This is a genomic window from Kocuria sp. KH4 (assembly GCF_053711175.1).
The window spans coordinates 19,192-37,912 of the sequence record NZ_JBSJYX010000007.1; the positions used below are offsets into that span (position 1 = coordinate 19,192).

Below are 18,721 nucleotides of genomic sequence, written 5' to 3' on the forward strand. Positions count from 1 at the left end.
CGAGGGCTGGTCCGCACCACGGCCGGACACGGACTGCTACTGGCCGTCGGTGCTCCCGGCCCCGGGGAGCTCGTGCAGGCGGGCGTGGCGGAGCAGCTGGAACTCCGGGTCCTTGCGCAGCTCGATGATCAGGGAGACCCCGAGCAGGGCCACGATGATCGTGAAGGGCAGGGCGGAGAGCATGGCCGCCTGCTGCAGCGCCGCCAGACCGCCCACGGTCAGGAGCAGCACGGCGCAGGCCCCGGTGAGCACCCCCCACAGGGTCAGGACCGGCTTGGTCGGGGTCAGGGTGCCCCTGGAGGAGAGCATGCTCAGCACGTAGGTGTTGGCGTCGGCGCCGGAGATGAAGAACAGTGCGACCAGCACCACGGTGAGCACCGCGGTGACCTGCACCAGCGGGAGCTGGTCGAGCATGGCGAAGAACGCGGAGTTGATGTTGGCGGTGGTGGCCTCACCGATCCCGGCGCCGTCCATGTCCATCTTGATGGCCGAGCCGCCGAAGATGGTGAACCAGGCGAAGAACACCAGGGTGGGGACCCCGAGCACGCCGGCGACGAACTGGCGGACGGTGCGACCCTTGGAGATCTTGGCCAGGAACACCCCGACGAACGCCCCCCAGCTGAGCCACCAGGCCATCATGAAGTAGGTCCACCACTGCATCCACTGCAGGTCCTCGGGCGTGGACGGGGTGATGAGGCTGGTGGTGAAGAACTCGCTGGCGTACTGCCCGACGGAGCGGAAGAACAGGTTGGAGACGAAGTCCGTGGGCCCGGCCACGAAGACGTAGGCCGCCAGGATCGCGGACAGGCCCATCGTGATCTCGCTGATGTACTTGATGCCCTTGTTCACCCCGGACAGCGCGGAGAGGGTGAACAGCACCGTGATCACGGCGATGATCACGATCTGGGTCGGCAGGCCGGTGGGCAGGCCGAGGATGCGGTTGAGGCCTTCGGCGATCTGGGACGCCCCCAGCCCCAGGGAGGTGGTGGTGCCGAAGAGGGTTGCGATGATGGCGAAGACGTCGATGGCCTTGCCGAACCAGCCGTCCACGAGCCTGCCCAGCACCGGGCGCAGCATCGGGGACACCAGACCGGGACGGTTCTTGCGGTGGGTGGAGTAGCCGATGGCCAGGCCGAACACCCCGAAGACGGCCCAGGCGTGCAGCCCCCAGTCGAAGAAGCTGTACTGCATGGCCCGCACGGCCGCGTCCATGGTCCCGGGCTCGGCCAACCCGTGCGGAGGCGCCATGAAGTGGGAGATGGGCTCGGCCACCCCGTAGCTGATCAGCCCGATCCCCATCACCGCCGAGAGGATCATGGCCAGCCACGCCCAGGTGCTGTACTCGGGGCGGGCGGCGTTGGACCCGAGCCGGATGTCCCCGAACCGGCTGAGGGCCAGGTACACCAGCAGGCCGATGCACAGCAGCGTCACGACGAGGTAGCTCCAGCCGACGGAGCCGGCCGCCCAGCCGATGCTCGCCGTCATCACGGAGTTCAGGGACTCCGGGGACACCGAGGCCCAGAGGACGAAGGCGGCGATCAGGACGATCGACACCACGAACACCGCCCCGGGTCTCGCGGACGTCGCCGGCCGCCTGTCCGAGCGGCGGGTCGAAACGGGTGGGTCGAGTTGTTGGACCACAGGATTCTCCGATGTCGGGCGCGAGGAGGACCGGGCGGCTCTCCGGGCGGGTGTCACAGCTGCGTGAGGTCGTCGCTGTCGTAGAAGCGGCCGGCCTTGTAGATGATGGGGCTGGCCTCGCTCACCTCCGCGTGGCGGACGCGGCAGATGAAGACGGTGTGGGTCTTGGCCTGGAAGCGCTCACGGATCTCGGCCTCCAGGGACGCCGGGGAGTGGTCGATCAGCGGGCTGCCGCTGGGCCCGGGGTGCCAGTCGACCTCGGCGAACTTGTCCGGCGCCTTGGACGCGAAGGTGGCGATCGTCTCCCGCTGCCCGGTGCCGAGGATGTTGATGCCCAGGTGCGTGGCGGCGAACAGGGCCGGGTAGGTGGAGGAGGTCTTCTGGATGCACACCATCACCAGCGGCGGCTCCAGGGACACCGAGGCGTAGGAGTTCACGGCCAGGCCCCGGGGGGTGCCGCCGTCCTGGGTGGTGACCACGGTCACGCCGGTGATGAACTGCCGGTTGAAGGTCTTCATCACCTGCGGGTCGGGATCGCCCGAGAGGTCGTCGAGCACGACCTCCTCCGGCTGCAGCGGCGTGTCGCTGAGGTGCCGGACCCCAAGGCTGTGCAGCAGCTCCGAGCCGTCCCAGGTCACCTCCTCACGGGCGATCCGCCCGTCCACCAGGGTCACGTGGTTGGAGCCGCGGGTCCGGACCCGGCGGCCGGTGGGCGGCACGCCGAGGAAGGTCTCGGTGTGGGTGCCGGTGGTGGTCCAGAAGATCGCCGCGGTGTCCCCCTGGGCGACCACCGCGTCGATGGTGGTCACCAGGTCCGGGAAGCCGGCGCGGATCGTGCGGATCTCCTCCTGCAGGTCCGCCAGCGTGGCGGTGTGCCCGCTGGAGCGGCTCACCCGCACGTAGTCGGGGGTGACCACCGTCTCCAGCGCCGCCACCTCCCCGCGGTCCCAAGCGGCTTGCCAGACGGTCGTGAGCGTTGCTTCGAGTTCCTGTTGCATGGCAGAGAACGTAACCCGCATCACACACTCAGGTCAATGGACGACGGCGGAAAACTCGAGAGAGCTGAAACTGCCGGAATTCTCCACGTGAGGTTTCTGCCCCTTGACGGCTGCATCACATCCGCCTAGCGTCTGTTGCATGCAACAAACAGCAGATCGAACCGGTGGAGCCGACGACCACGTGGACGCCCCCCTCCTGGAGCGCGTCCGCCGGCTGGTGCTCAGTGGGCAGTTCCCGCCGGGGGCGCCGCTGTCCGAGGTCTTCCTGTCCCAGGAGTTCGACGTCAGCCGCACGCCGATCCGGGAGACCCTCAAGCAGCTCCAGCACGAGGGACTGGTGGAGATCCGCCCCAAGGTCGGCACCTTCGTGCGGGAGCCCACCCGCCGGGAGATCGTGGAGCTCTTCCAGCTCAAGGAGGGCCTGGAGGGTCTCGCGGCCGGTCTGCTGGCCCGGCGCGGCAACGTGCCGGAGCTCGAGGTGCTCGAACGCAACATCGCGGAGTCCGACCAGGCGACCGCCGACCAGGACGCCGGCCGCTACGCGGAACTGGTGCACGAGTTCCACCGCACCATCATCACCGGGTCGGACAACTCCAAGCTGGCCGAGCACTACGACCGGCTGATGAACCAGCTGGCCTACCACCGCCTGGTGCTGCGCACGGCCGAGCACCCCGGACGCATCAGGGCCTCCACCAGTGAGCACCGCGTGGTGCTGGAGATGATCCGGGACAAGGACCATTTCGGCGCCGAGGCGGCCATGCGCAACCACGTCTACGCCTCCGCCCGGGAGGTCCTCACCGACTCCCGCACCGCCGGCGGGCCCCTGGCACCATGACCGCCGCCCCCATCAGCACCGGCTGCACGCCGGCACGAAAGGAATACGCCATGCGCAGCTCGGAACTCCTCCCAGGGAGGGTCGCGTCGCGGCTCCCCCTCCCCTCGCACCGGGGGGATCCGCGATGACCACCACGACGCCGCACCCGCTCGACCGGGCCGGCATCCGCAAGATCGTCCACTACCAGGAGGAGATCCTGCTCGAGAACGGCGCGGCCCCGGCCGTACCGGTCGTGCGCGCCACGGTCGCCGCGGTGGTGTCCAACCCCTGGGCCGGGACCGGCCCGGACACGGACCTGTCCCCGGCCACCGAGCAGCTGGCGCCGCCGCTGGCGCGGGTGCTGACCGACCGGCTCCTGGAGAGCCTGGGCGGGGCCGAGCGGATCGAGGCCTTCGGCAAGGCCGCCGTCGTGGGCACCGCCGGGGAGATCGAGCACGCCGGGGCGCTGATCCACACCCCGTACTTCGGCAATCTCGTGCGGGAGTTCCTCGAGGGCTCCTCGATCATCTGCTTCGCCGACGACCGCGCCGAAGCCGGCCAGGCCCTGGTCGTGCCCGTGTGGCACAAGACCGCCGCCGCCACGCGCAGCCACTACCAGACCATCACCACCCGGGTCGGTGACGGGCCGCGTGCCGACGAGATCGTCGTCGTCGTCGCCGCCTCCACCGGTCCCCGCCCGCACCCCCGCATCGGGGACCGGGTCACCGATCCCGCCGTCACGTCCGCCGTCCTCGAAGGAGCCTCCGCATGAGCACCCGCAAGATCATCACCCTCGTCGAAGAGACCGTCACCGAGGGCGGCCGCCCCGTCGAGCCCGCCGCGCGCGTGGCCGTCGTGGCCGCCGTCATCGCCAATCCCTGGGCCGGTCAGGGCTTCGTCGAGGACCTCAACCCCGGCATCGACGCCACCGCCTCCGAGGTCGGCGCCCTGCTGGCGTCCCGGGTCGTCGACGCCCTGGGCGCCCCGGTGGAGGCCTTCGGCAAGGCCGCGATCGTGGGCCTGGACGGGGAGATCGAGCACGGCTCGGCCCTGATCCACACCCTCAAGTTCGGCGACCACTTCCGCCGGGCCGCCTCCGCGACCACGCTGCTGCCGGCGGTGGAGAAGCGCGGGCCCGCCGGCGTCGTCTTCGACATCCCGCTCAAGCACATCACCGACGCCACCATCCGCTCCCACCACCAGAGCATCGAGGTGCGCCTGGCCGACGCCCCGCACCCCGGGGAGATCGTCATCGCCCTGGCGGCGGCCGCCCAGGGGCGCCCCCAGCAGCGCCTGGCCCCGCTGAGCACCGAGCAGTGACCATGGTCCAGCCCCTGCCGATCGTCCTGCTCCACGGCGTGGGGCTGGACCACACCATGTGGGAGCCCCTCCGCGCCCAGCTCGCCCGGTGGGACGACCGCCCCGTCGTGGCCCTGGATCTGCCCGGCCACGGAGCCCGGCCGCCGCTGACCGGACCGGCCACCCTGAGCGAGCTGGCCGAGGACGTCGCGGCCCGTCTGCCCGGGCGCGCCCACCTGGTGGGGTTCTCCCTCGGCGCGCTCATCGCCCAGCACCTCGCCCGGTACCGCCCCGAGCTCGTCGCCACCCTCACCAGCGTCAGTTCCGTGTGCCGGCGCACCCCGGAGGAGGCGGCCTCGGTGCAGCGGCGGCTCGCAGGAGCCCGGGCGGACTTCCCGGGCAGCGTGGAGGCCTCGATCGGCCGCTGGTACCCGGCGGGCAGCGGGGTGGACGCCGGCACCGTGGCGGACACCCGGAGCACCTTGCTGGCCAACTCCGTGGAGTCCTATCTGCACGCCTACCAGGTGTTCGCCACCGCCGACGCCGAGATCGGCCCCGAGCTGGGCGGGATCCGGGTTCCGTCCCTGGCGGTCACCGGGGACCTGGACCCCGGGTCCACCCCGGAGATGACCGGGCGGCTGGCCTCCGCGGTCCCGGGCACCCGGGCCGTCGTGGTCGCCGGGGCCCGCCACATGCTCCCCGTGGAGCAGCCGGTCGAGCTGGCCCGCACCATCCACCACTTCATCGCGGAATCGGATCGAGAAGACCATGCCTGAGCGCTACGACCACTTCATCAACGGACAGCACGCCGCCCCGGTCGAGGGCGCGTACTTCGAGAGCACCAACCCGGCCACCCTGGATACCCTGTACGCCGCGGCCCGCGGCACCGCCGCCGACGTCGACGCCGCCGTCCGGGCCGCGAAGCGGGCCTTCCACGACCCGAGGTGGCGGGACCTGTCCCCGACCCGGCGCGGTCACCTGCTGCGGCGCCTGGGCGATCTGGTCGGGCAGCACGCCGAGGAACTGGCCCGGATGGAGTCCCAGGACAACGGCAAGCTGCTGCGCGAGATGCGGGGTCAGCTGACCGGCCTGCCGGAGTACCTCCACTACTACGCCGGCCTGGCCGACAAGGTCCAGGGCAGCCAGATCCCCACCAACTCGGTGCAGATGCTCAACTACACCCAGCGCGAGGCACTGGGCGTGGTCGGGGCCATCACCCCCTGGAACTCCCCGCTGACCCTGACCACCTCCAAGCTCTCCCCGGCCCTGGCCGCCGGCAACACCCTGGTCATCAAGCCCTCCGAGTACACCTCCCGCACCGTGCTGCGCCTGGCCGAGCTGGCCACCGAGGCCGGGTTCCCCGACGGGGTCATCAACGTCGTCACCGGCTACGGCGTCGAAGCCGGCGCCCCGCTGGTGGACCACCCCGGCATCGCGAAGATCTCCTTCACCGGCTCCACCGCCACCGGCTCGGCCATCGCCGCCTCCGCCGCCTCCCGGTTCATCGGGTGCACCCTGGAACTGGGCGGCAAGAGCCCCAACATCGTCTTCGAGGACGCCGACGTCTCCAACGCCGCCATGGGCGTCATCGCCGGGATCTTCGCCGCCGCCGGGCAGACCTGCATCGCCGGCAGCCGCGTGTTCGCCCACCGCTCCGTCTACGACGAGCTGCTGGAGAAGGTCGCCGACCGCGCCCGCAGCATCGTCATCGGCGACCCGATGCTCGAGGACACCGAACTGGGCCCGCTGGCCTTCGCTGCCCAGCAGGAGAAGGTCGGCTCCTACGTCGAGCTCGGCGTCTCCGAGGGCGCGACCGTCCTCACCGGCGGCGGCCGGCCCGAGGTCGGGCTGCCGGGCTACTTCTACTCCCCCACCGTGCTCACCGGGGTGACCAACGACATGCGCGTCACCCGGGAGGAGATCTTCGGACCCGTCGCCGCGATCATGCCCTTCGACACCGAGGACGAGGTCCTGGGACTGGCCAACGACACCGAGTACGGACTGGCCGCCGGCATCTGGACCCAGAACCTCGCCCGCGCCCACCGGATGGCCCGCCGCCTGGAGGCCGGCACCATCTGGGTCAACACCTACCGGGCCATGTCCCCGATGTCCCCGCGCCAGGGCTTCAAGAACAGCGGCGTGGGCATCGAGCACGGCCTGGAGTCCATGCACGAGTACACCCGCCTCAAGAGCGTGTGGATCAACACCGACGAAGGCCCGGTCGCGGACCCCTTCGTCCTGCGCAGCTGACGACAAGGAGACCCCCATGCCCCTGATCGACGTGTCCATCGCCGAGGGCCGCAGCCCCGAACAGCTCCGCGCCCTCGTCTCCGCCCTGCACCGTGCCGCCGAGGAGTCCGTCGGTGCGGTGCCGGAGAACACCACGGTGATCATCCGGGAGGTCCCGACCACCCACTGGTCCCGGGCCGACCGCACCATTGCCGAACGCAACAGCGCCGCCGGACCGAGCTGACGGCCCCTGCGTCGCGAGCAGAACCACCGCGGCACAGACCACGTCATCCGCCCCAGATCGCGGGCAGCCCACCTACAGAAGGACACCCATAATGCGCTTCTCCCTCTTCGTGCACATGGAACGCTGGGACGACCGGATCAGCCACCGGCAGCTCTTCGAGGACCTCGTGGATCTCGTGCACGTCGCCGAGGACGGTGGGTTCTCCACCGCGTGGATCGGCGAGCACCACGCCATGGAGTACACCGTCTCCCCCAGCCCCATGCCCTTGCTGGCCTACCTCGCCGCCGAGACGAAGACCATCCGCCTGGGCGCCGGCACCCTGATCGCCCCGTTCTGGAACCCCATCCGCGCGGCCGGTGAGTCCGCGCTGCTGGACGTCATCAGCGGCGGCCGCCTCGAGCTCGGCGTCGCCCGCGGCGCCTACCAGTTCGAGTTCGACCGGCTCGCCGGCGGCATGCCCGCCGCCGCCGGTGGGCAGCACCTGCGCGAGATCCTCCCCGCCATGCGCGCCCTGTGGCAGGGCGACTACGCCCATGACGGGGAGATCTGGCAGTTCCCCACCTCCACCAGCGTGCCCAAGCCCGTCCAGGACGAGATCCCCATCTGGGTCGCGGCCCGCTCCCCCGAGTCCCACGAGTTCGCCGTCGAGAACGGCTTCAACATCATGGTCACCCCGCTCATGAAGGACGACGCCGAGGTCGCCGATCTCATGGGCAAGACCCGGGCAGCCATGGCCAAGTTCCCCGAGGCGGACAAGCCGGAGGTCCTCTGCCTGCGGCACACCTACGTGCACAGCCCCGAGGACCCGGACGGGTGGCGTGCCGGGGCGGCCGCGATCAACCGCTACTACCGCACCTTCGATGCCTGGGCCGGGAACAGGACCACCCCCGTCAACGGCTTCCTCGAGCCCTCCCCCGAGGAGAAGTTCGCCGACCGGCCCGAGTTCGAGCTGGACAGCCTGCACCGGTCCGCGATGATCGGCACCCCCGACGAGGTCGTCGAGCGGATCCGGCACTACCAGGAACTGGGGGTCGACGAGTTCGCGTACTGGATCGACAACGGCATGAGCCACGACGAGAAGAAGAAGTCCCTGGAGCTGTTCGTCCGACACGTCGTCCCCGCCTTCCAGGAGCAGCCCGCCGCCGCGGCCCGGTGACGCCCACGCCGGGGCCACCACCGCGACGGCGTGCAGGGGTCGAGGAGGGGGTCCCGACGCGCGGCCCCCTCCACCGGGGCGCGGCAGTCAGCAGGCGGGACACTCGGTGGCGATGAGCGGCCCGAACCGCGTGACTCCTGCGGGCAGGGGCCCGAGGGTCGTCGTCATCTGCTGGATGACCCGCCACGACGGCAGGCGCCACTCGAACGACGGGCGGCCCTCGGGCACGTGGTCGAGGCGGGTGTAAGGGCGCCCGCGACAGCTGTTGGCCACCATCCAGTAGCTGTCGAGAAGCGCCGCCAGGCTGCTGCCGAGCGAGTACACCGGCCGGCGCGCCCCCGCGCCCGTGACGTAGCCGATGACGTCCCCGTCCGAGCCGAGCGCCGCGATGGGCGGCGGAGCGTCGAAGGCGTGGACCCAGCCGGGCACGCGGTAGTCGCCGGGCACCGGCACGACATGAGCGGGCACCAGGGCCTCGCCCAGAAGATCGGTGGCGCGGGACCTGTGGGCGCCGTCGAGGATCACGGGGGACGCGTCGGAGGTGACGTGCACGGGCCTGCGGACCCGGTGCACACGGATGTCGGCCACGAGCGCCTGGAGGCGTGCGTCCTCGCACGCCTCGTGCCAGACCAGGGAGTCGACGGGGATCATCACGCTGTCCACGACACCGCCTCGGAGTACGCGGGAGAACCTGACACCATGCGAGAGCCCCCGGTCCACGTCCACCCCGGCACGACCACGGGGGCTCATTGCCAATGCAAGCACGCCTGCCCCGGGCTGGCAATCATGAGACGGCGCCTCGACACATCGGACGGTCCCCGGAGTGCGGCGACGAGGACCGGCGCGGCAGCACGAGCCACCGGGGCGACGTGCCCGTCGTGCGTGCGGCCGGGGATCATCGGTCGTTCAGGGTCCGATGAGGACGACCCGGTTGCCGTCGGGGTCCGTGAGCTGCAGGATGCGAGCTCCCCCACCGGGCTGCGGACCCTCGTGCTCGACGCCGGCAGCAGCGGTCCGCGCGGCGGCGGCCCGGAGATCGGTCTCGCCGAGGACGACGCTCGAGCGCCCCGCCCGGGCGGGTTCGGACCAGATCTGCACCCCGGCGGTGTCCCCGAGGTGCCACTCGAGCAGGCCGGGCATCGGGCGGGCGTCGGGGGCGCGCTCGAAGACGACGGTGTACCACTGCTCGGCGCGGTCGAGGTCGGTGACCGTGCAGTGGGCGAGCACGCGATGGATCATGGTCGTCTCCTTCGGCGGGACCCCCGGGGTAGACGGTGCGCGCTGACCTGCGCCGACCGCGGAGGTCCTTCGGCGCGGTCGGCGCCCTCGTGCCGGCCAGTCTGCTCCCGGCCGGTGATGTCGCACAAGACGGTCCCGGTGCACGCGGTGCAGGACGCGCAGCGGGGGTACCCGTCGGGCCGGGAACCGGGGCCACGTCGTCGTGCCGGCCGGCCGCCCAGGGCGTCGCCGGGCGAGCAACGGGCGAGGTCCTCGCCGTGGCTCCCGGTGGCCGACTACGGCTGCGGGGGCGGGACCGGGAAGCGCTGCCGGTAGGCCGGGACCAGGGCGGGGTGGTAGTCGCGTGCGAAGTCGATCGCGGCGACGTCCCCGCCGGTCTCGGCTGCGACGAGCCGGTCCAGGTAGTAGTCCCAGCCGGGGCCGACGTCGTGCGCCCACCCCGGGTCCGGCAGGATCTGGCCGAAGTGCAGCGTCGTGCCGCCGCTGTCCTCGGTGAGCCGGATCTCCACCCTCCAGTCGTGGTCCTGCCCGTCCGGTCCCTCGCTGCGGGCGCGCGTGCGCAGCAGCCACGGGGGCTCGCAGGCCTCGATGTGGTGCACCTCCTCCGGCATGCCCTCCTCGGCGGTCATCCGGAAGGTCACGCTGCCGGAGGCCGGGTTCCCGCTCCAGGTGCCGATCCAGCGCCCGAGGCGCTCGGAGTCGGTGACGGCGGCCCACACGTCCTCGACGGGGGCGGTGAAGCGGCGGGTGAACACGATCCACTCACCGTCCTGGCGCGTCTCCGGCCGTCCGGTGGCCTGTGGTGACGTCATCCTGCGTCCTTCCTCTCGGTGCGGGTGTGCCGGTCGGCGGCGCGGTCGCGGCCGGCGCGCCGGACCTCCAGCTCCAGGCCGTCCAGGACGTGCTCGGGGACCCGCGGCGCCCGGTCGGCGAGCTCGTCGAGCAGCACGGCGACCGGCTCCAGGGCGGCGGGCACCAGCCGGTATCGGCGTTCGCGGCCCTGCGTGGTCCCGGCGATCAGGCCCGCGTCCCCGAGCACCTTCAGGTGCCGGCTGACCGCCGGGCGGCTGATGTCGTGGTCGGCCGCGAGGTCGACCACCCGGGCCGGTCCCCGGGCCAGCCGCCGCAGCAGCGCCCGCCGCACCGGGTCCGCCAGAGCCGTGTAGACGTCCACGACCCTTATGGTAACCATCCGGTTACCAATGTGCCAGGGGTCGTGGACGAGCCCGTCACGGGGACGGCTTCTCGGCAGGACCGGGGGCGCGGCGGCGCCACGAGCGGGTCCGGCCGCGGCGCGGATCCCCGGACGACGCCCGTGGACGGGGTTCAGTCGGTGCGGATCAGGCACCACGCCCGGTCGAAGCGGCCGGCGTCGAGGTCGGTGGTGCGCATCCAGACCTCGAGGCTGCCGGCGTCGCCGAACCATCCTTCCAAGGCTGTCCAACTTTCCAGGTCCAGGACCAGGCGGTGCTCGTCCCCGGGAGCACTCAGCGGCAGCACCTCGTCCAGCAGGGCTCGGGCGTTGATCTCGCCGTGCCGGCTGTGCCCGTAGACGTGGCTGACCGGCACCGGGTGTCCCTCGGTGGAGCCGGTGCGCTGGGCCAGCCATGCCCTCTGCAGAGCCTCTTCGAGCGCTTCGGCGGTGGCGAAGTCCTCCGGCGGTCCGCCGACGGAATCGGCGGCCGGGGGCAGGGTGAAGCCGGGCAGGGCCAGCACGAGCTGGCACACCGGAGCCGGGACCTCGACATCGGCCGGGGGCTCCACCAGGGCGGCGCGGTCGGGCTCGGGCACCCAGCGCACCGACCAGGCACCTGCGCCCCCGTCGCCGGACTCGGAGCCGAAGGTGCGCAGATCGTGGAAGACCTCCAGGACCCCGGTGGTGGGCAGGCCCTCGCGCAGCCCCGGCCAGGCGGCCTTGCCCTGGGCGTCGAGCACACCGGCCGTGTCCGCCAGGTCGAGGGTGAGGACATGGGCCAGCGCCGTGCCGTCGACCGCCCGCGGCCACCGGCCCAGGGGCGCTGCGGCGGGTCCGCCCAGCCAGCTGACCCAACCGCCGGTGCGCCACAGCTCGGCCAGCTCCTCGTCGCCGGGGGCGAAGGACTGGTCGCTGAGCACCGGGGAGAACGCCACTCGCTCCAGCAACCGGTCCGCGCCGGCCGGCCCGTTGCGCAACCAGGCCTGGATCCGGCCGAAGGGTCCGTGCAGGGGCGCCTCCACGGTGCCGCGCTTCCTGGCCATGGCCGTCCTCTCCTCGCCGGGGTGGGGCATCGAAGCGGCGGGCGGGCCGGCACCCGGCCATCGACGTCCGCACCCGCACGGCGACCACCGTGGCCGCACGACACACCGTGTCCGGCACCGACCCTAGCGGTGCGGTCCGTCCGGGTCCGGCGGGCACGACCGCTGCGTGGCGGCTCTCAGCGCGTCCGGTCCGTGCTGATCGCCAGGACCACGGCGAGGGCCGTCAGGGCGAGGGCGACGGCGAGCGCCGCCGGTCGGGTGTCCGCCGGGGCCACCGCTGAGCCTCCCCTGCCGGCTGCCACGCGGCGCGCGCCCGCGGCGTGCTACGGCTGGGCGTTCTCCGCCGCTTCGGCGGCGGTGGTGGCGGCCCAGCTGGTGAGGAGCTTGAGGTGCTCCTCGTGGGCGGTGCCGGGTTCGGCGGTGTAGATGCTGAGCTCGGTGCCCGCGCCGGGAACGGCAGGCACGGCGAGGGACTGATAGGTCAGCTCCAGGGCCCCGACGACGGGGTGCTGGAGGCGCTTGGTCCCGTCGTGGCGGATCCGGATGTCGTGGGAGGCCCACAGGGTGCGGAACTCCGCGCTGAGGGTGGACAGCTCCCCGACGAGCTCGCGCAGCGCCCGGTCGTGGGGCTCCCGGCCCGCTTCGGTGCGCAGCAGCGCCACGGTGGCCGCGGCCCCGTCCCCCCAGTCGATGAAGAAGTCCCGGGAAGTCGGGTCGAGGAAGTGGTAGCGGGCGAAGTTGGCCCTGCCGCGGACGGTGGTGGCGCTGGCGAACATCGGGGCGTGGACGGCCCGGGCCAGGGCGTTGGTGGCGACGACGTCGAGGCGGCCGTTGCGCACGAACCCGGCCGACATCGTGATGGAGTCCAGCATCCACTGGATCGGGGCCGCGACCTCGACCTCCTTGCGGCCGGCGCGTCGGCGAGCTGCGGGCCGGGCGGCACGGGCGAGGTCGAACAGATAGGTGCGCTCCTCCTCGTCCAGGCGCAGGGCCCGGGCGACGGCCTCGAGCACCTCTTCGGAGACCCCGCGGATGTGCCCCTTCTCCAGCCGGGCGTACCACTCGGTGCTCACCCCCGCCAGCACCGCGACCTCCTCCCGGCGCAGCCCCGGCACGCGCCGGCGGGCCCCGGCGGGCAGCCCGACCTGTTCCGGACGCAGCTTGGCGCGGCGGGTGGCGAGGAAGTCGCGGATGTCGGCGCGGTTGTCCGAGGCGGTGTCCATGCGCCCACCCTAGGCGGCTCGCACCCCGGGTGAGGGGGGAGAGTTTGTCCCCCCATCAACACGACCTTCTCCGGCCGTGGGGACCGGGGTGCAATGGAGGACAGGACGACGTCGATCGAGCTCAGGAGCACCGCACATGCACGGATCAGCCCCCACCATCCCGGCCGGAGCGGGGACCGCGACGAACGGCCGGCGCTCGACGCCCCTGCCGCTGGTGGTCTACGCGCTGGCAGTGGGCACGTTCCTGATGCTCACCACCGAGTTCGTGGTGGCGGGCATCCTGCCGCAGATCGCCGACGACCTGCAGGTCACCGTCGCCCGTGCCGGTCTGCTGATCACGGTGTTCGCGGTCGGGATGGTGGGCGCCCCGCTGATGGCGATGCTGACCCTGCGCCTGCCGCAGCGGCTGACGCTGCTTTTGGCCCTGGTCGTGTTCGCCCTCGGTCACGTCGTCGTCGCCGTGAGCACCAGCTTCACCGTGCTGGTCACCGCGCGGTTCCTCACCGCCCTGGCCACCGGGGCGTTCTGGGCCGTCGCGGCGGTGGTGGCCACCCGCGTGGCCGGCCCCGGCGCCGGCTCCCGGGCGGTGGGCATCGTCAACGCCGGAGGCATGCTCGCCACCGTGCTCGGCGTGCCCCTCGGCGCCCTCGCCGCCCAGCTCGTCGGATGGCGGGGCACGTTCTGGGCTCTGGCGGTCCTGGCGGCGGCCGCGATCCCCGTCATCGCCCGCCACGTCCCCCACCAGGGGGCCGGAACCGGTGCGGTGTCCCTGCGCGCGGAGCTCTCCTCGCTGCGGTCGGGGCGGCTGTGGCTGGTGCTGGCGGCCTGCGCCGCCACCACCGGTGGAGTGCTGGCGGCGTACTCCTACATCGTCCCGCTGCTCACCGACCGGACCGGTGTCCCCGCGCCCCTGGTGCCCCTGGTGCTGGCCGGCTTCGGCCTCGGCTCCCTGGCGGGCTCGGTCCTGGGCGGCCGGCTCGGGGACATCCGTCCCCACGCCACGACGATCGTGGCCCCGGCCGCCACGGCCGTCCTCCTGCTGGCGATCTGCCTGGTCTCCGGTGCAGCCCTGCCCACCGTCGTCCTGCTCGCCCTGCTGGGCCTCTTCGGGCTGGGGGCGAACCCGGTGCTGATCTCCCTGGCCGTGCGCTACGCCGACCACGCCCCCACCCTGGGTTCCTCGCTCAGCGTGGCCGCCTTCAACGTCGGCACCGCCGCCGCTTCCTGGGTCGGCGGCATCGCCCTGGGGTCCGGGCTCGGGCCGATCGGCCCGGTGGCGGTCGGCGCAGCCATCGCCGCCCTGACCCTCGTCCCCGCCGCCGTCCTGGCCCGCCTCCAGCGCCGCCGCGCGGTGCCGGAGGCGCCCGCCACCGACTGAGCGTCCGCCGCTCCGGTCCCACCGCCGTCCCCCGGTTCCCGACCTCCCCGCACTGTCCACGAAGAGCACACCCGAAGGAGAACACCCCATGCGTGCCACCCTCATGTACGGCCCCGGCGACGTTCGCATCGAGAACGTCCCGGACCCGGTCCTCAAGCGGCCCACCGACGCGCTGGTCCAGATCACCGCCTCCTGCATCTGCGGGTCGGACCTGCACCCCTACCACTCCATGGACCCCTCCGGCGGGCCGGCCCGCATGGGTCACGAGTTCATCGGCGTCGTCGAGGACACCGGCACGGCGGTGACCACCGTGGCGAAGGGCGACCTGGTCGTCGCGCCGTTCGCGGTCTCGGACAACACCTGCCCGTTCTGCGCCGAGAAGCTGCACACCTCCTGCACCCACCACGAGGCCGGCTTCTGGGACGCCATCCCCGACGAGGGCGGTCAGGCCGAGGCCATCCGTGTCCCCCTGGCCGACGGCACCCTGGTCAAGCTGCCCGTCGCCCCCGACTCGGCCCTGATGCCCTCGCTGCTGACCCTGGCCGACGTGCTGGGCACCGGCTACCACGCCGCCGTGGCCGGCGGGGTGCGTCCCGGCAGCCGTGTCACGGTGATCGGCGACGGGGCCGTGGGGCTGCTGGCCGTGCTCTCGGCCCAGCGCCTGGGCGCGGAGCAGATCGTCCTCATGGGACGCCACCGGCAGCGCACCGACCTGGGCCGCGCCTTCGGGGCCACCGACGTGGTCTCCGCCCGCGGGGCGGAGGGCATCGCCCAGGTGCGCGAGCTCTCCGGCGGCCACGGCTCCCACGTGGTGCTCGAAGCCGTCGGCCACATGCCCGCCTACGAGCAGGCCGTGGGCGTGGTCCGCCCCGGCGGCGTGATCAGCCGGGTGGGCGTGCCCCAGTACGAGGACGCGCCGATCGGCTTCGGCAGCCTCTTCCGCCACAACGTCCGGCTGGCCGGCGGACCGGCCCCGGTGCGCGCCTACATCGAGGAGCTGCTGCCCGACATCCTCGACGGCAACATCGAACCCGGCCGGGTCTTCGACGCCACCACCGACCTCGGCGGCGTGCCGGCCGGATACCAGGACATGGACGAGCGCCGGAGCCTGAAGGTCCTCGTCCGTCCGTGACCGACGACCGATCGGCCTCCCGAGCGCCCCGCACGAGGAGGCCGGTCGCGAGGTCGGGCAGGCGATCCGCGACTCCGGACTCGACCGGTCCGAGGTCCTGATCGAGACGAAGATCTGGATCAGCGACTTCGGCTACGACAGCACCCTGCACGCCTTCGGCAAGAGCGCGGCCACGCTCGGCGTCGGGCAGATCGACCTGCTACTGCTGCACCAGGCGCTGCCCAGCCACTTCGACGGCACCGTCGACGCCTACCGTGCCCTGGAGCGGCTGCGCGACGAGGGCACGGTGCGCGCGATCGGGGTGAGCAACTTCATGGCCGAGCACCTGGACCGGCTCCTGGCCGAGACCTCGGTCGTGCCCGCGGTGAACGAGCTGGAGATCCACCCGTACTTCCGCCAGGCCGAACTTCGTGCCAAGGGTGAGGACCTGGGCATCGTCTCGCAGGCGTGGTCACCGCTGGGCGGGGTCGTCACCTACGAGGACACCGCGTTCTCGAGTCCCCTGGAGGACCCGGTCGTCCTCGAGATCGCCGAGGCCCACGGCCGCACCGCCGCGCAGGTGGTGCTGCGCCGGCACCTGCAGAGCGGCCGCAGCGTCGTCCCGAAGTCGACCGATCCCGGGCGCATCGCACAGAACGCCGACGTGGTCGGCTTCCACCTCACCGGCGACGACATCGCTCGCATCGACGCCCTGGACCAGGGCGTGCGCGGCGGCCCCGAGCAGGACGACCTCACCCTGGAGTCCCACCCGGAGCAGATCCCCGAGCCCTGATCGCCCGCACCGGGGCGACGACGGCGGACCGGTCGCCCACCCGCCGGCGGCACCCGTCATCGCGTCGTCGTCCCTCGTCAGGGCCCGGTGGGGCGTACTCGTCGGTTAGGGAAATGTGGGTCCGGCGGACTCCGGATCCTTGCGGCCGGGGACGCCGCGCCCCTAGCGTGGACGGCACCGGGCCGAGCGCCTGGTGCCGTTGCACGCGCTGAAGGGTGCCCCCCGTGAACCACAGGCTCTCCGTCCTGGTCCAGTTGGACAACGAGAACAGATCCGTGCGCCTGGTGGTCACCGGGTGGGTGACCGAGGCCAACCAGCACGTGCTGTACCCGTTGGTCCGCCGGGCCAGGACGCTGCTCCCACCGGTGACGGTCAGCGTCGACCTGACCGCCGCCGGCTACGTCGAGGCGATCGCCGTGGACCTGCTGCGCTGGGCGGTCGACCACGACGAGCCGGTGACCGGCGCCGGTCCGGTGCAGATCCTCTGCCCTGACGGGCTGCCCGTCCCTCCCCCCGGATGGGCCCGGACCGCCGGTCGCCGGAACGCCGCCCGTCCGCTGCCGGCATGAGCGGAACCTGCGCGGCCGCGCGGACCCGGACCCGCGCCGCCGGCGTCCGCCCACCGGCCGACGGCGGTGTCCGGTGATCATCGCGTCCCCGCGCCGGCAACCGTCGTGCGCGCGGTGGCGACGGACGGGCGGCCGGGAGCGGAGCTGACCCGATGCGCACCTTCGGCGTGGAGGAGGAGCTGCTGCTGGTGGATGCCGCCACCTGGCAGCCGCTGGCCCTCGGCGAAGACGTGGTCCGGCAGCACGAGCAGGGCCTGCGGCACGGCCCACACCGTCCGGAGGCGGCGCCCCCGGCTGCGGAGCCGGCCGACGCGGCTGCCCGCCACGCGCTGACGGTGGAGCTGCAGCAGGAGCAGATCGAGGTCGTCGGCCCACCCCAGCACACCCTGGACGACCAGATCGCCGCGATCCGCACCGGCCGGACGTTGGCCGATGCGGCCGCCCGCACGGTGGGCGGCCGGGCGGTGGCCCTGGCGACCTCGGTGTCCCCGGGCCTGCCCCACCTGGTGCCGGAGGCCCGCTACCGCCGGATCCAGCAGCACGTGGGATTGCTGGCCGCCGAGCAGCTGACCTGCGGGTTCCACGTGCACGTCGGCGTCGCCTCCCGCGAAGAAGCGGTGGCGGTGCTGGACCGGATCCGGATGTGGCTGCCGGTGCTGCTGGCGCTGAGCGCGAACTCCCCGTTCTGGTACGGCGTGGACACCGGTTTCGCGTCCTACCGGTACCAGGCCTGGTCCCGCTGGCCCACCGCCGGGGCCGGTGAGATCTTCGGATCGGCGGCCGGGTACGACTCACAGGTGCGGTCCCTGCTGAACTCCGGGGTCCCGCTGGATGACGGCATGATCTACTTCGACGCCCGGCTCTCGGCCCGTTTCCCGACCGTGGAGGTGCGGGTGGCCGATGTGTGCCTGGACCCGGTCCACGCCGCAGTGATCGCCGCGCTGGTGCGCGCCCTGGTGGAGACCGCCGCCCGCGCCTGGCACACCGGCGGGCCGCCGGACCCGGTGGGCGTCACCGCCCTGCGCACCTGGTCCTGGCGGGCGGCCCGCTCCGGGGTCGAGGGCCGGCTGGTCGATCCCGCCACCGGCACCCCGGCCCCGGCCCGGGACGTGGTGGCCGCCCTGCTGCAGCGGCTGGAGCCCGTGCTGGCCGAGCAGCAGGAGGACGAGCACGTCCACGGTGTGGTCGCGGCCATCCTGGCTGAGGGGTCCGGGGCGCGGACCCAGCTCGACGCCTATGCCGTGCGGCAGCAGTGGCGCGATGTCGTCGAGGCCGCGCTCGCCAGGGGCACCCCCGGAGCGGAGGGGGCGCAGGGCGGTGCGCACGGGTGAGCGGTTCCGGTCCCGCTGCCTCTGGTCAGGCCCCGGGGCTTGCCTCTAGCCTGGAGGCAGGTCGACAGTCGGTAGCGCGGGATCAGGTGGCGGAGGAGCCCCGGCCATGGAACTCCAGCTGTGCGTGGCGGCCGAGATCGATCCGGACGGCCACCGGCTGCGGCTCGCCGTCTCCGGAGCACTGACGACCACCAACCAGCAGCTCCTGGCCTCGGTGATCACCGGCTGCCGGGTCCTCTCCGTCGGCGCCGTGGTGGTGGACCTGCGCGCGGCCCAGTGCCCGGAGGACACCGCGGTGGACCTCCTGCTCTGGGAGCTCGAGCACGACCCGCCCGCTCCCCCGGCCCGGCCGGTGGGCCTGCTCCTGCCCGGGCCGGGGGCGCGGAGCTCCGGGTGCGGGGCGGCTCCGACCTGCCGCACCGTCTGGGTCGGCGCCACCCGCGGAGGCGACCCGTGAC

The 18,721-nt window shown here is 72.8% G+C and carries 20 protein-coding genes and 1 pseudogene; 13 read left to right on the plus strand and 8 right to left on the minus strand.

The window, feature by feature from the left end:
* Positions 1 to 36 precede the first annotated feature (36 nt).
* Positions 37 to 1,563 (minus strand): BCCT family transporter, encoded by a 1,527-nt coding sequence (locus tag ACWCOM_RS07100; RefSeq protein ID WP_454548043.1) that lies wholly within the window; start codon positions 1,561 to 1,563, stop codon positions 37 to 39.
* 131 nt (positions 1,564 to 1,694) lie between these two features.
* Complete coding sequence (locus ACWCOM_RS07105) at positions 1,695 to 2,639, minus strand: flavin reductase (protein ID WP_454548044.1); 945 nt, start codon at positions 2,637 to 2,639, stop codon at positions 1,695 to 1,697.
* Positions 2,640 to 2,820: 181 nt separating this feature from the next.
* On the opposite strand from ACWCOM_RS07105, the gene ACWCOM_RS07110 reads away from it, so the two are divergent.
* The 7 genes and pseudogenes from ACWCOM_RS07110 to ACWCOM_RS07140 all read left to right on the plus strand — a co-directional run bounded on the left by ACWCOM_RS07110 (position 2,821) and on the right by ACWCOM_RS07140 (position 8,381).
* Entirely contained in the window at positions 2,821 to 3,474 is a 654-nt protein-coding gene (locus ACWCOM_RS07110) for a GntR family transcriptional regulator (protein WP_454548045.1), read from the plus strand.
* 124 nt (positions 3,475 to 3,598) lie between these two features.
* A complete protein-coding gene (locus tag ACWCOM_RS07115; protein WP_454548046.1) occupies positions 3,599 to 4,225 on the plus strand; it encodes an amino acid synthesis family protein in 627 nt (208 codons plus the stop codon).
* Positions 4,222 to 4,773 carry an amino acid synthesis family protein gene (locus tag ACWCOM_RS07120; RefSeq protein ID WP_454548047.1) on the plus strand — a complete coding sequence of 184 codons (552 nt, stop codon included), beginning with the start codon at positions 4,222 to 4,224 and terminating at the stop codon, positions 4,771 to 4,773. The genes ACWCOM_RS07115 and ACWCOM_RS07120 overlap by 4 nt, the downstream gene beginning before the upstream one ends.
* Positions 4,774 to 4,775: 2 nt before the next feature.
* Complete coding sequence (locus ACWCOM_RS07125; RefSeq protein ID WP_454548048.1) at positions 4,776 to 5,528, plus strand: alpha/beta fold hydrolase; 753 nt, start codon at positions 4,776 to 4,778, stop codon at positions 5,526 to 5,528.
* Entirely contained in the window at positions 5,521 to 7,002 is a 1,482-nt protein-coding gene (locus ACWCOM_RS07130) for an aldehyde dehydrogenase (protein WP_454548049.1), read from the plus strand. Before ACWCOM_RS07125 ends, ACWCOM_RS07130 begins: the two co-directional genes overlap by 8 nt.
* A 13-nt stretch (positions 7,003 to 7,015) precedes the next feature.
* Positions 7,016 to 7,225: pseudogene (locus tag ACWCOM_RS07135) on the plus strand (tautomerase family protein); the annotation flags it as partial.
* Between the two features lie 91 nt (positions 7,226 to 7,316).
* Positions 7,317 to 8,381: an LLM class flavin-dependent oxidoreductase gene (locus tag ACWCOM_RS07140; RefSeq protein WP_454548050.1), complete on the plus strand. Its 1,065-nt coding sequence runs from the start codon at positions 7,317 to 7,319 to the stop codon at positions 8,379 to 8,381.
* A gap of 87 nt (positions 8,382 to 8,468) precedes the next feature.
* On the opposite strand, the gene ACWCOM_RS07145 is transcribed toward ACWCOM_RS07140, so the two are convergent.
* The 6 genes from ACWCOM_RS07145 to ACWCOM_RS07170 form a co-directional block, all read right to left on the minus strand.
* Complete coding sequence (locus tag ACWCOM_RS07145) at positions 8,469 to 9,032, minus strand: hypothetical protein (protein ID WP_454548051.1); 564 nt, start codon at positions 9,030 to 9,032, stop codon at positions 8,469 to 8,471.
* A gap of 255 nt (positions 9,033 to 9,287) precedes the next feature.
* The gene (locus ACWCOM_RS07150; RefSeq protein ID WP_454548052.1) at positions 9,288 to 9,620 is read right to left on the minus strand and encodes a VOC family protein; all 333 of its coding nucleotides are present in this window, start codon (positions 9,618 to 9,620) and stop codon (positions 9,288 to 9,290) included.
* A 275-nt stretch (positions 9,621 to 9,895) separates the two neighbouring features.
* Positions 9,896 to 10,432, minus strand: a complete 537-nt coding sequence (locus ACWCOM_RS07155) for an SRPBCC family protein (RefSeq protein WP_454548053.1) — start codon at positions 10,430 to 10,432, stop codon at positions 9,896 to 9,898.
* A complete protein-coding gene (locus ACWCOM_RS07160) occupies positions 10,429 to 10,794 on the minus strand; it encodes an ArsR/SmtB family transcription factor (protein ID WP_454548054.1) in 366 nt (121 codons plus the stop codon). Before ACWCOM_RS07160 ends, ACWCOM_RS07155 begins: the two co-directional genes overlap by 4 nt.
* A 152-nt stretch (positions 10,795 to 10,946) precedes the next feature.
* A complete protein-coding gene (locus tag ACWCOM_RS07165) occupies positions 10,947 to 11,858 on the minus strand; it encodes a DUF1963 domain-containing protein (protein ID WP_454548055.1) in 912 nt (303 codons plus the stop codon).
* 323 nt (positions 11,859 to 12,181) lie between these two features.
* A complete protein-coding gene (locus tag ACWCOM_RS07170) occupies positions 12,182 to 13,081 on the minus strand; it encodes a helix-turn-helix transcriptional regulator (RefSeq protein WP_454548056.1) in 900 nt (299 codons plus the stop codon).
* Positions 13,082 to 13,217: 136 nt separating this feature from the next.
* Here ACWCOM_RS07170 and ACWCOM_RS07175 point away from each other — a divergent pair, with 136 nt between their 5' ends.
* The 6 genes from ACWCOM_RS07175 (at position 13,218) to ACWCOM_RS07200 (ending at position 18,720) form a co-directional block, all read left to right on the plus strand.
* Positions 13,218 to 14,459, plus strand: a complete 1,242-nt coding sequence (locus ACWCOM_RS07175) for an MFS transporter (protein WP_454548057.1) — start codon at positions 13,218 to 13,220, stop codon at positions 14,457 to 14,459.
* An 88-nt stretch (positions 14,460 to 14,547) separates the two neighbouring features.
* Positions 14,548 to 15,591 (plus strand): zinc-binding dehydrogenase, encoded by a 1,044-nt coding sequence (locus tag ACWCOM_RS07180; RefSeq protein ID WP_454548058.1) that lies wholly within the window; start codon positions 14,548 to 14,550, stop codon positions 15,589 to 15,591.
* Positions 15,592 to 15,601: 10 nt separating this feature from the next.
* Positions 15,602 to 16,363: an aldo/keto reductase gene (locus tag ACWCOM_RS07185; protein WP_454548185.1), complete on the plus strand. Its 762-nt coding sequence runs from the start codon at positions 15,602 to 15,604 to the stop codon at positions 16,361 to 16,363.
* A gap of 224 nt (positions 16,364 to 16,587) precedes the next feature.
* Positions 16,588 to 16,932, plus strand: a complete 345-nt coding sequence (locus tag ACWCOM_RS07190) for a hypothetical protein (RefSeq protein ID WP_454548059.1) — start codon at positions 16,588 to 16,590, stop codon at positions 16,930 to 16,932.
* Between the two features lie 152 nt (positions 16,933 to 17,084).
* Positions 17,085 to 18,263 (plus strand): glutamate--cysteine ligase, encoded by a 1,179-nt coding sequence (locus ACWCOM_RS07195; protein WP_454548060.1) that lies wholly within the window; start codon positions 17,085 to 17,087, stop codon positions 18,261 to 18,263.
* A gap of 106 nt (positions 18,264 to 18,369) precedes the next feature.
* A complete protein-coding gene (locus ACWCOM_RS07200) occupies positions 18,370 to 18,720 on the plus strand; it encodes a hypothetical protein (RefSeq protein ID WP_454548061.1) in 351 nt (116 codons plus the stop codon).
* Position 18,721 lies beyond the last annotated feature (1 nt).

What these genes read in the sequence shown, in the direction of transcription:
- ACWCOM_RS07105 (WP_454548044.1), bottom strand. Translation starts at nt 2,639, where the DNA reads ATGCAACAGGAACTCGAAGCAACGCTCACGACCGTCTGGCAAGCCGCT.
- ACWCOM_RS07115 (WP_454548046.1), top strand. Translation starts at nt 3,599, where the DNA reads ATGACCACCACGACGCCGCACCCGCTCGACCGGGCCGGCATCCGCAAG.
- ACWCOM_RS07120 (WP_454548047.1), top strand. Translation starts at nt 4,222, where the DNA reads ATGAGCACCCGCAAGATCATCACCCTCGTCGAAGAGACCGTCACCGAG.
- ACWCOM_RS07125 (WP_454548048.1), top strand. Translation starts at nt 4,776, where the DNA reads ATGGTCCAGCCCCTGCCGATCGTCCTGCTCCACGGCGTGGGGCTGGAC.
- ACWCOM_RS07130 (WP_454548049.1), top strand. Translation starts at nt 5,521, where the DNA reads ATGCCTGAGCGCTACGACCACTTCATCAACGGACAGCACGCCGCCCCG.
- ACWCOM_RS07140 (WP_454548050.1), top strand. Translation starts at nt 7,317, where the DNA reads ATGCGCTTCTCCCTCTTCGTGCACATGGAACGCTGGGACGACCGGATC.
- ACWCOM_RS07145 (WP_454548051.1), bottom strand. Translation starts at nt 9,032, where the DNA reads ATGATCCCCGTCGACTCCCTGGTCTGGCACGAGGCGTGCGAGGACGCA.
- ACWCOM_RS07150 (WP_454548052.1), bottom strand. Translation starts at nt 9,620, where the DNA reads ATGATCCATCGCGTGCTCGCCCACTGCACGGTCACCGACCTCGACCGC.
- ACWCOM_RS07155 (WP_454548053.1), bottom strand. Translation starts at nt 10,432, where the DNA reads ATGACGTCACCACAGGCCACCGGACGGCCGGAGACGCGCCAGGACGGT.
- ACWCOM_RS07165 (WP_454548055.1), bottom strand. Translation starts at nt 11,858, where the DNA reads ATGGCCAGGAAGCGCGGCACCGTGGAGGCGCCCCTGCACGGACCCTTC.
- ACWCOM_RS07170 (WP_454548056.1), bottom strand. Translation starts at nt 13,081, where the DNA reads ATGGACACCGCCTCGGACAACCGCGCCGACATCCGCGACTTCCTCGCC.
- ACWCOM_RS07175 (WP_454548057.1), top strand. Translation starts at nt 13,218, where the DNA reads ATGCACGGATCAGCCCCCACCATCCCGGCCGGAGCGGGGACCGCGACG.
- ACWCOM_RS07180 (WP_454548058.1), top strand. Translation starts at nt 14,548, where the DNA reads ATGCGTGCCACCCTCATGTACGGCCCCGGCGACGTTCGCATCGAGAAC.
- ACWCOM_RS07195 (WP_454548060.1), top strand. Translation starts at nt 17,085, where the DNA reads ATGCGCACCTTCGGCGTGGAGGAGGAGCTGCTGCTGGTGGATGCCGCC.
- ACWCOM_RS07200 (WP_454548061.1), top strand. Translation starts at nt 18,370, where the DNA reads ATGGAACTCCAGCTGTGCGTGGCGGCCGAGATCGATCCGGACGGCCAC.